The sequence below is a fragment of the Paenibacillus sp. TAF43_2 genome (assembly GCF_052113545.1).
In the GTDB taxonomy this organism is placed as follows: Bacteria; Bacillota; Bacilli; order Paenibacillales; family Paenibacillaceae; genus Pristimantibacillus.
The window spans coordinates 1-15,244 of record NZ_JBFRDK010000154.1 but is presented as its reverse complement, the minus strand read 5'-3'; the positions used below and the strand labels follow the sequence as shown (position 1 = coordinate 15,244).

Below are 15,244 nucleotides of genomic sequence, written 5' to 3'. Positions count from 1 at the left end.
CAAGTATACGAAGCGCACCTGGATTTACTTCCTTCATAATCATATTTTTATCGATCATAATGATGGCGGTTGGGGAAAAATGATAAAGCAGCTCATATTTTTTGGATGTAGACGGCAAGAAATCATTTTTCATATAAACACGAAGGGAAATACTCCATATTATTGTTGTCAAAAAAATGACTGAATCTGAAATATAGACATAGGGCGAGAAAGCAGTATATACAATCAAGACCCCGATCGTCGCCAACTGGTAAAATAAATTGGCTTTTAGCAGTATCATAAATCGTTTGCGATCAACGTTATTATTCGCTTTATAATGGGCTATTAGACAAATAGCTATATTAAGCAATGAATACATGACCAAAAAACCATAAATAACAGTCATGGCCGGAGCAGCTTCGATTTGTTTCCAAAAACCTTCTACCCGAACCCCTTCAAGCAAATATTCTCTTCCTCTTATGGCTAGAAGCAGAAAATACATTATAAATGGTATAAAAGCTATGCCTATGGTGCTCCATCGAGAAAGCCGATGATAACTGTTTGTTGCCGTAAGATGAAGCAAAACGCTCATGCTTACCGCGGCTATAGAAGCCGGGTAAACCATATAAGCAGAAATATTCAGCGCATATTCGGCAGACAACAGCTGCTCGAGGTATTGAAAAAAAATCATACTCGCCAGCAAACAAATGGTAAGGAAGGCAAGACGATTCTCAATATGCTTAGCGTTTCGTCTTATAATAACTAAAGCGGTGTCAATCATATACATGACGGGAAAGATAAAGAAGAGAAGAAGCATTATGGATTGATAGTCACTCATATGATGAAGCCACCTCGCTGAACATTATTCAAAAATACAATTCACATTTTTATCCAAGCAATAGTACCATTATAAAACTTAAATATCGGCAGGACAACGAGAAAAAGACGGTTAAACAGAGAGCTTCCCTGTCTAACCGTCTTTCGTTTCATAAGAGCGCCATGGCTCACGCACAGGCTGCTCTTTGTTATTTCTATTTTCTGCCCTTAGCCGCGCTTCCACCTTTAAATGCGGTACTGCCTTTAGTCATGTTAGCGCTTTTAGCATTAGGCGTATTTTTATCGTCCGTTTTACCTTTTTCGCCTTCAGCGCCTTTAGCACCTTGGTTTCTRCCAAATACCTTTTTCGCTAACTTCTTTTTTTCCCCTGCTTGCCAGCGATTCCAGCCTTTTTTGTCCGTTCCTCTGCCGGTTCCGCCTTTACCCTTTGTACTACTCATATTATCACTCCATCATGTCTTCTATGCCGAGTTAAACCTCATAAAATGCAGCTAAAGCATCTATCAGAATCTTGTTCCTCGTTATCATTACTTATCAGTATACCATTAATCCTGCACTTGGATTCTTATGATGGCTTTTAAATTTTAAATTTCGTTATGCTCTTCGTTTGTTATTCTTAATAAACATGAACCTTATCGCTCATGATTTTCCGAAGAATATTTTTATGACGCTCAGTTCTAAGGACCAAAGCCTTTAGCCCAGCTAACGCTTCACCAGCTTGTTCGAGGTAATACTCGTCGCCAAAAAGCGTGTATAGTCTCATATAATCATTATATTCATCCAGCCATTCATTGAAGTAAGAAGAGATCATACCCATCACTCCCTTAATTCGATTATAGAGCAAGAACATTAAGATTTTATGAAAAAAATAGGAGGAAAAACATAAAATCATTCTAGCTGTTTCTGTTCTTATCGTTTATAGTATATTTTAAAGTTTTCTGAATATTCCCAAAAATGTTACGCACCATTAACAAATGCTGCCCAAATCTATTTATCCTTCTCTATACTATTAAATAGGAAATAACAGAAAAGTTAAATAGAAACTTCAGTTATAATTGTTTCTTATTTTATGGAAGAAAAAAACAGCTGCTTATTGACCAGAGAATGGAATCCTTTGTATTATGAATTTGCTGACAAATAGAAAGCGCTCACAGCTATCCCGCTGCAAGACATGTTTTATCTTATGAAGACTAGTATTTGAACTCATTGGAGGTCTAAAAAATGACATTAATCGATCAAAACGCAATTGTTCTATTTCAAGGCGACAGCATCACGGATGCTGGCCGCAACCGAAATGACTGGGCAAATCTAGGATCAGGTTATGCAAATCTTGTAACGTCTTTGTTTACGAGTAAATATCCTGAGAAACAAGCTACGTTTCTGAACCGCGGGATATCGGGTGACCGTGTCATTGATTTGGAGCGGAGATGGGAAGTGGATTGCCTTGATTTGAAACCAAGCCTGTTGTCTGTTTATGTGGGCATTAATGATACTTGGCGCCGCTATGACAATAACGATCCACTTAGCACGGAGGAATACTATACCACTTACCGCCGCTTGCTGAGCAGAGCAAAGGAGCAGTTGAACGCTAAGCTTGTTCTAGTCGAGCCTTTCGTGCTTCCAGTAAATGATAGCCAGAAGCAATGGCGTGAAGATCTTGATCCAAAAATTCAAGCTGTCCGAGAGCTCGCTGGAGAATTTAAAGCCATTTATGTTCCGCTTGATGGTTTGTTTGCACAGGCTGCAACGCAGACAGGCCCGGCTTATTGGGCTCCCGACGGTGTTCACCCGTCTCCTGCGGGCGCCGCACTCATTGCTGAAGCATGGCTTCAAGCGGTAAAAGCATAAGCGATTTAGAAAACAGCTGCTTAGAGGCAGCGATACTTATAAAGAAAGGAGTAGGCGCATACGCAGCCTACTCCTTTCTTTTACTAATTATTCATCAGCAGGATAACGAAGACCCCACTGCTTCCTGATCGTATCCAGCGTCTCCATGATTGCTAGCGTCTCATCCAGCGGAATGATTGAACTTTCGAGCCTGCCCTCACGGAGCGCATTCATCGCTTCCTCAGCTTCGAATGAATAACCCTCTGCTTCACGGTCGTCCTCGATCGACTCTGGAGCACCATTTTTTGGGTGCAAATATGCTGATTTACCGAACAAGAAGTTTGGCACATGAATATGCCCCTTCGTTCCATAAATATAAGCATCATTAACCATTTCCAGCTGTACCGCGCTATTCAGCGATGCAGTACGTCCACCTTCATATTCAAACAACAATGAAAACTGCTCGTCTACGCCTGTCTCGCCAAGACGAGCACTGCTCATAATTTTGGATGGCGCTCCTCCGAAAATTAATGATGCGAAGGAAACGGGATAAATACCAGCATCCAGCAGCGCACCTCCGCCAAGCGCAGGATCCAGCAAACGGCTTTCCGGCGCCCAGCCGATATCAAAGCCAAAGTCAGCTTTAAGCATTCGCACTTCTCCGATTTTACCATCTGCAATCCATTCCATAACTTTAAGGATAGGAGGTAAAAACCGTGTCCACATCGCTTCCATAAGAAATACTTGTTTTTCTCTGGCTAATGTTATGATTTCTCTTGCTTCCGCTGCATTCATAGTGAATGGCTTCTCGCAAATGACAGCTTTGCCTGCACGCAATAGGGCCAGCACATTTTCTTTATGGATGGGATGCAGCGTGCCTACATAAACAATATCGATCTCGGAATCTTGCGTCAGCTCTTCAATGCTGCCATAAGCGCGTGGAATATTATACTCTTTGGCAAAACGCTCTGCCTTCTCTAGGTTTCTACCACCAACTGCGACTAGCTCTGCGCCCTCTGCAAATGCTAAATCTTTAACAAACTTTGAGGAAATCCAGCCTGGACCCAAGATGCCCCATTTCATTGTTTGTACCGACATATCCTTATTCACTCCTCTGAATAAAAAATGTACATTTGTTGTTAGCTCCCTATTATCGGTCGCTTCCACCGCACCATTCCAAAGCCTGTTTTATCGTTGCTTGATACGCTTCCATCTGCAGCACGGATAAAAGATGCCCTGGTGTAAGCACGCAAACTCTTCCTTCACCTTGCTCCCTTATCCAGCCTGCTGGCTGCGTGCCGTGCTCTGACTCCGAAGTCATCAACACTTGAATGCGATCGTCGATAACCTCCATAAAATAATGCTCGTCATGTACTGTAAAGTCCTGTGCATGCGCCTTGTCCCATGGTGTTTCGTCCTTATGAACGATCGTAACAGAACAAGCGGCCGGATGATGCTGGAATACCCCGCCTACAAGCTCAAAGAAAACAGGCTCATCACGATAGCCCACCGTTCCTGCATGCAGCACCAGCAATCCTTTTCCTTGCTCGACATAGCTCTGGAATTGCAGCTGAATCTCCTCAGTGAGCCAAGGCGTTGTATCTGTTGCCGACACTTGGTTCGACTTGGCAAGCACAACCACATCCTGCTGATCCATCCACGCGCGCGACCATTCTGATGCATGCTGGTTATAATCGAGCTGAAAACCTTGCTTGCCGAGCGGCTCCAAGCCTTCCTTGATCAGCTTGCCCGGGTGCCAATAATCGTCGCAAATAATGCCGATTTTCATCTCTATCATCCTCTCGCTTCTATATTAGCATTGCTCCTATAGAAATTGTTTTAAATTGTTAAAACTAATGACCAAGCTCTCAAACGGATCACGTCTGCATACATCCTGCTCGACTACATACCACTCTACTCCAATCTCTCTGCATGCTTCAATAATCGCTTTGAAATTCAAGTTTCCTTCGCCAATTTCAGCGAACACTTGCTTATAATCAACGATTTCCAAATCTTTGAGATGAACAACACCCATACGGCCTTTAACCTGATGAATCGCATCCACCGGATTTACTCCGCCAACATGTACCCAATAGGTGTCGAGCTCGAATCCAACTGCAGCCGGGTCGCTCTCTTGCTGCAAAATATCCATTCCTGTTCTGCCTGCAAACTTCTGGTACTCAAACTGATGATTATGATAAATAAACTGCAAGTCATGCTCCTGCAGCTTTCTTCCAATTTCTGTCGCTTGCTTCGCAAAGGTGGAATAGCCCTCCCCGCTAGTGCGGTATTCATCCGGAATAGAGCCTACCCCAACATACTTACAGTTCCACAGCTTATGCATTTGCACGGTATTGTCAAAGTCATTGACCATAGAATCAAGACTTACATGCGTTGCACAAATACGAAGCCCTTCGGCATCTGCTAATTGCTTCACTTTTTCTGGAGCAATAGGGCCTATTCCCGATACTTGAACCGCTTCATAACCGATTTCCCTTACCTTGCGCAGCGTCTGCTCCAAATCCGCTTCATTCTGGCAATAGTCACGCAACGTGTACAACTGTACTGCAATATTTGATAAGTTCATTTCTTCGCCGCCTTTATCATAGATTTGGGTTAGCTTACATGGTTATAGATTCATTGTAGCATTATTAATGAAAGCGCTACTTTACTGAGGTTAACCAAGCATACCCCGCCAATTGATTATAATTGACCAAAAGGACGCCTTTCTCTTAAGGGTGTTGAAAAAAGCGCAACAGGAGCCCCGCACTTTCGTGCTTGGAAACCCCTATTGCGCTTCGCAAACTATCTATTCGTTAACCTTCGATCAGCTTCTTGTAAGCATCCATTTGGCGCTGCAATTCTGCAAGCACCTTGTCGTAGCCAGCTGTTTTCAGCTTGCTGCGGAATTGCTCTACGGCTTGAGCCGGGTCTCCTGCTTTACCATACGTAATCGCAGGCCCCATCTCGCCCGATACCTGTGTAATCGCCGTTAATTCAGCTTCTACCGGCGTTTTATCAAATACAAATTGTCCGTAAGGGTAAGGTTTTTTAATTTTGTCATATTCCGCGTACAATGTTTCTTCCAGCTGATCCCAAGTAGTTACGCTCGGAATTTCGAATTTGTCGACACGTCCACCCCAGAAATCCGAATAAAAGGAATCTTTTGCTTCGTTGTAGGCTGCTGGCTGTTGGCGTTTGCCGTCTTTCACTTCGTATTGAACGCCTTCCAAACCGTAGTTGATCAAATGATAAATTTGCTCGTCATTGCGAATTAAATCATAAGCCATTAGAGCGCGCTCAGGGTTTTTGCTGTGCGCTCCAAGCGATGTTCCTCCGTGCGTGATGGAGAGCTCCGTCAAGTTATTGCCGCCTGTACGAGCAAATGGGAACATTTGCAGCTCAGAGCCTGGTTGATCCTTATCCATATTAACGCGCAGCCCGCCAAACGTTTGTGTATGATGCTGATCTAGTCCCGACAATCCAGCGCGCAGTGCGGAGCGGTTGTCGTTTTTGTTGTTCAGCACATCCTCACGCCAGTAGCCTTTATCTGCCCATTCCTTCATTAATGTTGCGAAATTAAGGAATGTGTCTTCGAATACAGGGCTCACTACCGTATACTTCTCTTCAAATGATTTGGTCGTGTACACTGGCAAATAGCCCGTTGAAATTGGAAGCTCTAATTGATCCGTATAGGACGCTGCATATCCGCCAAATGTGCTTGTTGCTGCAACAGCATCCCAAGGAATGACGCCTTCTTTGTTATCTTTAATATATTGCAGGTATTTACCAATGCCTTCCCAGTCTTTAATTGGATCCGTTATGCCTGCTTCCTTCGCCCAATCTCCACGATAGAAGAAGCCATGGTTAACCCACTGTGTGTAATCATTTTCTGGAATCAAAACGATATTCCCTTTATATTTGCTCTCCGACCAGTCCTCTTCAGGAATTGAATTCCAGGTTTGCGGCGCATATTGCGGCAATAAATCATTCAAATTCATAAACGCGCCACGCTGTGCATTGCCCCATGTATCAAGCCAGTCCGTACCAATCGTAATCAAATCCACCGCTTCGCCGGATGCCAGCAGCAGATTGTATTTCGTCTGCCAATCTGCCCACTCGACCCATTTCCACTCCAGCTCGGCGTTGATTTTTTCCTTCATCAGCTTATTAACCTCAGCCAGCACCTTCTCGAACTGACCGTTTTTCGGCTTATCGCCAAGTACGACATAGCTGATTTTTACGAATTTGGACGTATCAGCTGCTTTATTGCCATCATCCGTGTTCGTGCTCCCCTTATTGCCGTTTTCCGTGTTCGTACTCCCTTTATTGCCGCTTCCCTTTTTATCTCCGTTGCTGCCGGAACAGGCCGCAAGGCTGATGATCATCATTACAGCGATTAGCAGAGCGGAAATCTTCTTGACGTTCGACATCTCACTTCTCCCCTTTGTTTTCATGATTCGGGCTTCGCCCTTTATGTGAAGAGACCCTTGCAGGCCTGCGGCACATCAGCCTTTTACAGCACCTACTGTAATTCCCTTAATGAAATACCGTTGCACGAATGGGTAGAACAAGATGACAGGGCCCGTCGCAACCACCGCGGTAGCCATCTTCATCGATTCCAGCGGCATATCACGAAGCTGCACATTGGATGCAGCGGACGAATTGCGGATAAAGTCAGCGCTGGTTACGACATTGTACAAAAACAGCTGTAGCGGCCTGTACTTCATATCCGCCGAAAGGAACAGCATCGAGTTGTACCACTCATTCCAGTAGCCAAGAGCGATAAACAGCCCGATGGTTGCTAACGCCGGCGTAGTCATCGGCAAAATCAGCTTTAGAAAAATGGTAAAGTCGCCTGCTCCATCGATCTTCGCTGATTCGGTAATGGCATGCGGGATCGAGCGAACGAAGCTTTTCATCATGATGATGAGAAATGGACTAAGCAGTCCCGGAAGAAGGATGGCAAGATAATTGTCCTTCAGCGTCAAATATTGCGTCATCAGCAAGTAAAAGGGCACAAGGCCGCCGGAGAACAGCGTCGTGAAATAAATGAAAAACGAAATGCCATTTCGATAGCCGAAGTCTGGGCGCTGCAGTGCATAACCCGTCATCGCCACGAGGAAGAGACCAAAGATCGTTCCAACAATGGTGATTCCCATCGTGACAAGGTAGGAGCCAATAATGAGATCGGGGTTTTCAAATACGATTTTGTAAGCAAAGGTGCTGAAGTCGCGCGGCCACAGGTTGAAGCCGTACTTCTTGATTGTGCCTTCTGCTGTCAATGAGGTGCCAAGCACGAGCAAGAAGGGCAATAAACAGCATATCGAAAAACATGTAATGAAAAGATAACCAAAACCTTTGACGATGATGCCACTTATGTCTGTCCGAATGCTGCGTGATTCATCCCTATTTTCCATATGTGACACCTCCTAAAATAACGAGTTTTCAGGCGAGGCCTTCTTCACAAGCCARTTGGCTGTTAAGACGACTACAAAACCGAACAAGGATTGATATAAGCTTACTGCGCTGCCAAGTGAGAAGTTGAAGTTTGTCATCAGGGCACGGAATACGTAAGTCTCGATAATATCCGTTGTTGGATATAGGGCTGTGTTGTTTGCGCCTACTAAGTTGAAAAACAAACCGAAGTTGCCTTTAAGAATGCCGCCGAGCGAGAACAGCATCAAGATGATGAAGGTTGGCTTTAACCAAGGAAGCACGATGTAAATAATGCGTTGGAAGGCATTGGCGCCGTCAATCTCGGATGCCTCGATAATTTCATTGTCCAGCCCCATGATGGCTGCAAAATAAATGATCGAGCCGTATCCAGTGGACTGCCATAGGTAGGTGAGTACGATGATAAACGGCCATATTTTCGGATCAGAATAGGTTTTGACAGGCTCCATGCCTAACGATTCCAGCAAGCTGTTCAATAAGCCGTAGTCATAGCTCAAGATGTTGTAGGCGATAAGCCCGATTAGAACGGCAGATATAAAGTGAGGTAAAAACATAAGCGTTTGCGTGATCTTCTTGAACCATTTGCGCCGAATCTCATTCAGTAGAATAGCTACAAAAATTTGCATGACATTTCCGAGCACAATGAATACCAAATTGTAAGCTACCGTATTAAATGAGAGCCGCCATAGATCACCATTCATGACGAGAAAGCGAAAGTTGTCAAATGCAACAAACGGGCTTTTGAAGATGCCATCGGAGTAGTTGTAGTTAATAAAAGCTAGATACAAGCCGGGCATCGGCAAGTAAGCAAATATAAGAAAGAAAGCGATGGCCGGCAAACACATGATTAACAACGTTTTGTTGTTCCAAAATCGTCTAAGCTTGCCGCTGCTCATTCGCTTCTGCTTCCTTTGGGGAGCCCGCTCGACTATGGTCGTTTCCATCCTTCTTCCCCCTTGTCGTCATTGCTAGACGGATATGAATTGAATTGCTTCCAAACGCCCTTGCTTCTCTTGATCAACCGCTTCCAGCAGTATCGTTAAGCTTCCTTCTACACCCTCATACCATGCTCCCGGCAAGTAAAAGGAATCCGGGCTTCCGCCTGACATGACAGGCCTGCTCGTTTGGCTTGGCAGCCATAGTCGTCCAACGATTCTTCCTTCCAGAAACACTGTCATTTTGAGGCTAGTGCCGGAAACCTTCGCTCTCCACCCTTTGCCTGCTTCTGAATTCACGGTAGTCGCATACAGCCATGCGGTTTCACCTGGCTCCAATGAGATGGGGAATTCAGTTGTTCCGCTTTGAGACCGCAAGCTTTCCGCATGCTCCAGAAGCTCTTCCTCCTCTGCCGCATAAACTGCAAAGTTGTCGGCCTCTTGGCCTTCATACAAGTAAACCTGCCCAGATGGTAAACCAAGCACTCTCTCAACGAATACAGTAAGCTCTACGGATTGCCCTGCCGTCACATGCTCAGAGATATTAAAGTATGGATCAAACGGATGCACCTCGCCTATTTCCTTTCCGTTTACAAAGAGCCGAGCAAGTGATTCAATGCCTTGAAAATGCAGCGTCCACGAGTCTGCCGCTTCCGATGCACGGAATGTTTTTCGGTAATATTCGAAAGCCGGATGATCAGGAGACATCCAGCCGCCAAAGTTAACGATCGGCCACATGCTGCAATCGGGCGACTCGATCAGCTCCTTGCGCAAAATCCGATCCGCAGCCCGGTAGACACTCCAGTTACGGCTAAGGTCTCTAACCTCTGTAATGGCTGACAATCCTTTAATCCCCTTCATCGCATGCAATCGAAGCCCGGGAAGCCTAGCATCGTCAAAGTTTGAATGTCCCCATATCTCCACTCTGGCAAGCAGCTTGCCATCTTGTAGGCCATTGCTTAAATGAAGATAAGTACTGCCTCCCCCAGCCACTGCCGTTCCCGCGTATTCTCCTCCCGCATACAGCGACACAACATCACTGCCTGAGCGAATAAGAATACCTTTTACCGCTTTGTCTTCAGGCAGTCGAACCGTCGCTTCATACCAAGCATACCCTCGGTAAATTTCATGCTGTTCTAAGTAATCTGCTTTTCTTGAAGCGGATGGGCCTCTCTTATCCTTTTTATTCATAGGTGATGCCGCATCAAAATAATTTAGGCGCCACTCAGCAGCTGCCATTTCAGTGCGATCCGAATAATGGAGCGGCTTGCCATGATTAATGGTGTCATCAGCATCGTTTAACCCTTCTGAATAAAGCGCTTTCATTCTGTCGGTAATAAATAGCTTCAACGTATGCCCATCCGAAGTAATAATGGAACAGACGCTATCTTCTTTACCTTCAAAGGCGATCCTGACCTTGCCTCCCTCTATCGTTTCCACAGTTGCGTTCAGAGCTTGCATATCCACCGGCGCTGCATCTAGCAGCAATACAATTTCACCATAACCTTCTGTATGAAAAGCGAGACTTGCACCTGTATCATTTGTTTCTGCCATATATAGCTCCGCTGTCGAGCTCTCTAGTGATCCTTCTACTCCCCAATGCTGTAGAGGAACTTGAGAAGGCAGCGCCAGCGACCTGCCCGATTTGAGCTTAAAGCTGCTCGCAGCTTTTGTATTCGTATCATTCTCCATCACGATGGCTAGTTCTTTATCCTGATCATCTAAATTCGTAACAAATAGGAGTTTTCCGCCGCCCTTTAACTGCAGGGCATAGGGGCCAACAACTCTATCGCTTTGTCCAATCAGCTTCCAATCCGTGCTTAAGCCTTGGCTTTCTGCCTCAGCAAGCGGAGTACCGTAAGCTGCAATCATCCGTCCAAGCAGCCTGCCTTCATATGCTTCCTCGCGGATATGCCCTTCAGGAGAAATCATGCCGCCAAAATCATAGTCCGACGTCATAAACGCTAGCGGCTTGCCCCAATTGTTCGTCGCATTCGTGAAGCCAAAATCCGTTCCCGATACCTGCAAATACGGACCGAGCAGCTTGGCGCCGCAGGAGAGCAATCTACGTAGGAGGTAATGTGCACGGTTCGTCTCCGTTACGAGCAGCGGATAACCTAGTTTAGCCAAGGTTCCACTGTAGTGAAGCACCTTGTCTTCAAAATCAGCCTCCCGATTATCTGGATAGAAATTACAGGTTGGCACCACATCCTCTGCGAGTCCCGATGCTTGCAGCAAGCCGCCCTGACCAGCACAAGCGAACAGCGGCACGGTTATTCCGTGATTAAGCACCATATCGCGCAGTGCACTAATATATCCTTTGGGGTCATGACAATCATAGAAATCGAGCTCATTATCCAGTTGAACACCGATTACCGTTCCGCCCTCACCTGCTTGGTTCTGCTTTAGCAAAGGCAGGATGTGATCAAACCATTTGGAAACATAGCCGAGGAATTCAGCATCGTTATCGCGAAGCTTCAGTCCCTTCGTAAGCAGATAAGCCGGAAGTGCTCCGCCATCCCACTCCGAGCAAATGTAGGGGCCAGGTCTTGCGACGACGTATAGTCCTACTTCGGCAGCCGTTGTCAGGAATGCGGCGATGTCATGCTCTCCGCTGAAATCCCATTCTCCTTCTGCTGTTTCATGATAGTTCCATGGAAAATACACATCGATGCTGTTATAACCAAATGCCTTTAGCTGCTCCATCCTCTCCTTCCAAAGCGCGCTTGGAATACGGAAGTAAAACAGCGAGGCACATAGCAAAATATGAGGGGTTTCCTGAATCTTCACGGCATCCGCATCAAATCGCACGGCTGCTTTCGCTCCAATGTCCATGACCATGTCAAAACCTCCAACGAATTAGACTAAAAAACCGAAATGTGTAACCCGTTTCATGTAACCCGTTACATTTTTAGATAAAAATAAATACACGTCATGACCGGGATAAACAGAAMGCAATTCTGTACGGTTCGCTGATGTGTATTTATGTGTTGGCTTCTGGAAAGAAGCGATCTCGCTGTAAATGTAACGGGTTACATTATTGTAGGTGACACCTTGTTATCTTTTCACATTTTGATTGTATTCAACATTGTAAGCGTTGTCAATAATTATTTGAAAACGCAATTTTAAGCATTATTTTGCTTTGAAGGTGGAGCTGTAGACTCTCTTACAACGAGCTCCGGCCTTAATTTGGTGCTCTTATTCACTTTGTTTTTCGTAATCATTAGGTGGAGCAGCTCCGCTGCGTTCCGGCCTACCTCATAACATTTTAGAGAAATCGTCGTTAATTCTGGAATGCTGTTCGAGGCATAAGGAATATCGTCAAACCCAATCAGCGATAGGTCCTGCGGCACGCGAAGCCCTGCTTTGTGAGCAACCTTCATAACGCCGATAGCTACTAAATCGTTCGCGCAAAATATAGCGGTTGGTCGCTCGGGCAGCTCCAGCAGTTGATGCATTAGCTTCTTACCCGCTTCAACGGAAAAGCCGCCATCGCGTATCCATTCCTTGCGAGTCTGGACTCCGTTTTTTTCCATCGTTTTCACAAAACCGCGAGTACGCTGAATCGTATTGGACATGTTTTTGTACCCGCCAACAAATGCAATATCCGTATGTCCTAAGTCAATCAAATGCTGTGTCGCAAGCTCTGCGCCCTCCAACTCATCGGCATATACACGAGTCATCCCTTCACCGGGGAGATTGCCGTTAATGAGCAGCAGCGGCACGCGTTTACTAGCTTCAACCACTTCACTTACAAGATCTTTGCTTGGCTTAGCAAGGTTAATTCGTCCGCCTATCATCACAATCCCGTCTACTTGCTTCTCCATCAGAATACTCAAATATTGCGACTCTCGCACATATTGCTCTGCTGAATCTCCGTTCGTTGATACCGTATCGCATAGAAAAAAAGTGTAGCCTTTGCTGCGCGCTTCTTGATCCAAGCCTGACAAAACCTCTGGAAAAAAAGGGTTCGTAATATCTGGCAAAATAACGCCTATCATTCCCGTTTCCTTCTTAAACAGGCTTCTTGCAATGGCATTCGGCTGAAACTGATGTTTCGCAATTAACTCCATAACTCGCTCTCTGGTTGACTTTTTTACCGGAGCCGTATTATTAATGACGCGCGACACAGTGGCTACTGAGACGTTCGCTTCCCTAGCAATATCATATACAGTAACCGGCTTGATAGCAGCTCACTCCTCAGTCCAAAGTTCTATTCTTCAGTAGAATAACAGACTTTTGTTTAAATAGAAACGAACATTTCCTATTATTTACAACGAAAGCCAAGAGGAACTAGAGCGCTTTCCCCTAGACTCCGCTTGGCTTGTGCTGCCTATTTATTCACTTTTCTCCGAGTGAAGCTCGATAGGCTGTCTTCGTTTTCACCATCTCATGCCTCCGCTTTATCCATACACTCACGCCAGCTGCTGCCATAATCATCCCCGTGGCGACAAAGATCCAGTGGATGCCTAAGGCTAGGCCTAACAAACCTCCGATGAGCGGACCAAGCATTGCACCAAACTGATTCGCGCTTGTCGTTAACCCAAATGATCTGCCTCTAAACTGCTCATCTGTGCTTTGGACAACCAGAGTATTGACGATAGGCGCTATGCCAGCCATAAATAAACCGAATATGAATTGCACGATAGCGAAAAGCCATAATTGTTGGACAAAAAACTGCATGCTAATGATCGACCCCGCGCAGAACAGGCATACGACGAGAATCCGGTAGAAGCCCTTCTTCTCACCAAGCCTTCCCCAAACTGGCGATGCCAAAATGCCTGCTATTCCGATAAGCGAGAGCACAAAACCAGCTGACAGCTCCGCTCCTTGCAGCCCCCCTTGCAGCTTGGCAATATGAAGGGTAATGAGCGGCTGTATCATATTAATCGATAGCTGAACGATAACGAGCAGCAGCAGCATACTCATGAGTGCACGATTGCGAAAAGCCATCCGATAAGTGATTGGCTTTTCTTTTTTCGTTGCGGCCGCTGCCCCTTCAGATGTGTCCGCTTTTCCTTCTCTCACCCATACAATAACCGCCACTGTCGCAGCTAAAATAATAAACGCAGCGACAACAAAGGATCTGCGAAGCCCAAATGCTTCAGCCAACAGCCCGCCGAATAATGGTCCGAGAATACCGCCAGTCATCGTACCCGCTTGCATCATACCAAGGCTCCAGCCAAGCTTCTCCTTCGGTGCAACTGATGCTACGATCGACATGGATGCTGGAACAAATCCACCCACAAAGCCATGCAGCATTCTCACGCCGACGAGCTGCCATGGCGTTTGCACAAAAGCGATCAGCGCATAAATAATAGCTAAGCTGAGTCCTGCTCGTATGACCATTTTCCGCTTCCCATACTTGTCTGCAAGCATCCCCCATAAGGGAGYCATCACTGCTCCGACGAGGAAAGCTGAGGAATGCACAATTCCAGCCCATAGGTTGACGGAGCTTTCCGGCACCCCCAAATCGAACAGAAATAGCGGCAGGAACGGTACGGACATCGTATAGCTTGAGCTGCAAAAAAGAACGCCGAACCATAAAATCCACATGGTACGCTTCCATGGTTCCATACTCGGCAACCTCCAGCAATTTCCGTGTCATTTACACTATTAACCACTATACGCCTCCTTTACCATTTGTTCAAAAACCACTATAAGGTGCAAAAACAAGAAAACCCGAGACAAACCACGTCAAATGATGGTTAACGAGGTTATTTGCGCTTAGAGGGACAGTCTGGAAAATGGCATCTTAATACCTAGAGTGCAGCCTCTCTATAATCAGCTGCCGCCATTTTATCCCCAAATAACAGAAGGGGCTGTCCCAAAAGTTAGAACCTATGCGTGCTTACTGCTCCATTTCCACSTYGAACAAACGYTGCCGCAASTCTGTAAACACATATTTGTTCTTACAGACAACAAACCTAKYSTTTTCTCTCGCTGTAAGAACCTATGCGTGCTTACAGCTCCATTTCCACCTCGAACAAACGCTCCCGCAACTCTGTAAGTGCATATTTGTTCTTACAGACAACAAACCTAGCTTTTTCTCTCGCTGTAAGAACCTATGCGTGCTTACAGCCACATTTCCACCTCGAACAAATGCTGCCGCAACTCTGTAAACACATATTTGTTCTTACAGACAACAAACCTAGCCTTTTCTCTCGCTGTAAGAACCTATGCGTGCTTACAGCTCCATTTCCACCTCG

General features: G+C 45.7%; 12 protein-coding genes and 1 pseudogene. 1 reads left to right on the top strand and 12 read right to left on the bottom strand.

The window, feature by feature from the left end:
• The 3 genes and pseudogenes from AB4Z17_RS25280 to AB4Z17_RS25270 all read right to left on the bottom strand — a co-directional run.
• The coding region (locus tag AB4Z17_RS25280) for a hypothetical protein (RefSeq protein WP_441962823.1) at positions 1–817 on the bottom strand (817 nt) is incomplete at its 3' end.
• A gap of 357 nt (positions 818–1,174) precedes the next feature.
• A pseudogene (locus AB4Z17_RS25275) lies at positions 1,175–1,256 on the bottom strand (DUF3934 family protein); the annotation flags it as partial.
• A 176-nt stretch (positions 1,257–1,432) separates the two neighbouring features.
• Entirely contained in the window at positions 1,433–1,627 is a 195-nt protein-coding gene (locus AB4Z17_RS25270) for a hypothetical protein (RefSeq protein ID WP_441962822.1), read from the bottom strand.
• A gap of 410 nt (positions 1,628–2,037) precedes the next feature.
• Here AB4Z17_RS25270 and AB4Z17_RS25265 point away from each other — a divergent pair, with 410 nt between their 5' ends.
• The gene (locus tag AB4Z17_RS25265; RefSeq protein WP_441884424.1) at positions 2,038–2,664 is read left to right on the top strand and encodes an SGNH/GDSL hydrolase family protein; all 627 of its coding nucleotides are present in this window, start codon (positions 2,038–2,040) and stop codon (positions 2,662–2,664) included.
• A gap of 87 nt (positions 2,665–2,751) precedes the next feature.
• Here the strand turns inward: AB4Z17_RS25265 and AB4Z17_RS25260 are convergent, their stop codons facing one another.
• From AB4Z17_RS25260 to AB4Z17_RS25220, 9 genes are all read right to left on the bottom strand, one after another.
• A complete protein-coding gene (locus AB4Z17_RS25260) occupies positions 2,752–3,741 on the bottom strand; it encodes a Gfo/Idh/MocA family protein (protein ID WP_441962820.1) in 990 nt (329 codons plus the stop codon).
• 52 nt (positions 3,742–3,793) lie between these two features.
• Positions 3,794–4,441 carry a ThuA domain-containing protein gene (locus tag AB4Z17_RS25255; RefSeq protein ID WP_441962818.1) on the bottom strand — a complete coding sequence of 216 codons (648 nt, stop codon included), beginning with the start codon at positions 4,439–4,441 and terminating at the stop codon, positions 3,794–3,796.
• 27 nt (positions 4,442–4,468) lie between these two features.
• Positions 4,469–5,230: a sugar phosphate isomerase/epimerase family protein gene (locus AB4Z17_RS25250; RefSeq protein WP_441962816.1), complete on the bottom strand. Its 762-nt coding sequence runs from the start codon at positions 5,228–5,230 to the stop codon at positions 4,469–4,471.
• Positions 5,231–5,459: 229 nt separating this feature from the next.
• A complete protein-coding gene (locus AB4Z17_RS25245) occupies positions 5,460–7,076 on the bottom strand; it encodes an ABC transporter substrate-binding protein (protein WP_441962814.1) in 1,617 nt (538 codons plus the stop codon).
• A gap of 75 nt (positions 7,077–7,151) precedes the next feature.
• Positions 7,152–8,063 carry a carbohydrate ABC transporter permease gene (locus tag AB4Z17_RS25240; RefSeq protein ID WP_441912912.1) on the bottom strand — a complete coding sequence of 304 codons (912 nt, stop codon included), beginning with the start codon at positions 8,061–8,063 and terminating at the stop codon, positions 7,152–7,154.
• Positions 8,064–8,075: 12 nt separating this feature from the next.
• Entirely contained in the window at positions 8,076–8,996 is a 921-nt protein-coding gene (locus AB4Z17_RS25235) for an ABC transporter permease (protein WP_076270425.1), read from the bottom strand.
• Between the two features lie 72 nt (positions 8,997–9,068).
• Positions 9,069–11,876 carry a beta-galactosidase gene (locus tag AB4Z17_RS25230; protein ID WP_441962812.1) on the bottom strand — a complete coding sequence of 936 codons (2,808 nt, stop codon included), beginning with the start codon at positions 11,874–11,876 and terminating at the stop codon, positions 9,069–9,071.
• Positions 11,877–12,160: 284 nt separating this feature from the next.
• Positions 12,161–13,222, bottom strand: coding sequence for a LacI family DNA-binding transcriptional regulator (locus tag AB4Z17_RS25225; RefSeq protein WP_339209769.1), 1,062 nt, complete (start codon positions 13,220–13,222; stop codon positions 12,161–12,163).
• 154 nt (positions 13,223–13,376) lie between these two features.
• A complete protein-coding gene (locus AB4Z17_RS25220; protein WP_441962811.1) occupies positions 13,377–14,612 on the bottom strand; it encodes an MFS transporter in 1,236 nt (411 codons plus the stop codon).
• Positions 14,613–15,244: the final 632 nt, after the last annotated feature.

Excerpts from the sequence above, each read along its gene's own strand:
- AB4Z17_RS25270 (WP_441962822.1), bottom strand. The coding sequence starts at position 1,627 with ATGATCTCTTCTTACTTCAATGAATGGCTGGATGAATATAATGATTAT.
- AB4Z17_RS25245 (WP_441962814.1), bottom strand. The coding sequence starts at position 7,076 with ATGTCGAACGTCAAGAAGATTTCCGCTCTGCTAATCGCTGTAATGATG.
- AB4Z17_RS25240 (WP_441912912.1), bottom strand. The coding sequence starts at position 8,063 with ATGGAAAATAGGGATGAATCACGCAGCATTCGGACAGACATAAGTGGC.
- AB4Z17_RS25255 (WP_441962818.1), bottom strand. The coding sequence starts at position 4,441 with ATGATAGAGATGAAAATCGGCATTATTTGCGACGATTATTGGCACCCG.
- AB4Z17_RS25260 (WP_441962820.1), bottom strand. The coding sequence starts at position 3,741 with ATGTCGGTACAAACAATGAAATGGGGCATCTTGGGTCCAGGCTGGATT.
- AB4Z17_RS25230 (WP_441962812.1), bottom strand. The coding sequence starts at position 11,876 with ATGGTCATGGACATTGGAGCGAAAGCAGCCGTGCGATTTGATGCGGAT.
- AB4Z17_RS25250 (WP_441962816.1), bottom strand. The coding sequence starts at position 5,230 with ATGAACTTATCAAATATTGCAGTACAGTTGTACACGTTGCGTGACTAT.
- AB4Z17_RS25265 (WP_441884424.1), top strand. The coding sequence starts at position 2,038 with ATGACATTAATCGATCAAAACGCAATTGTTCTATTTCAAGGCGACAGC.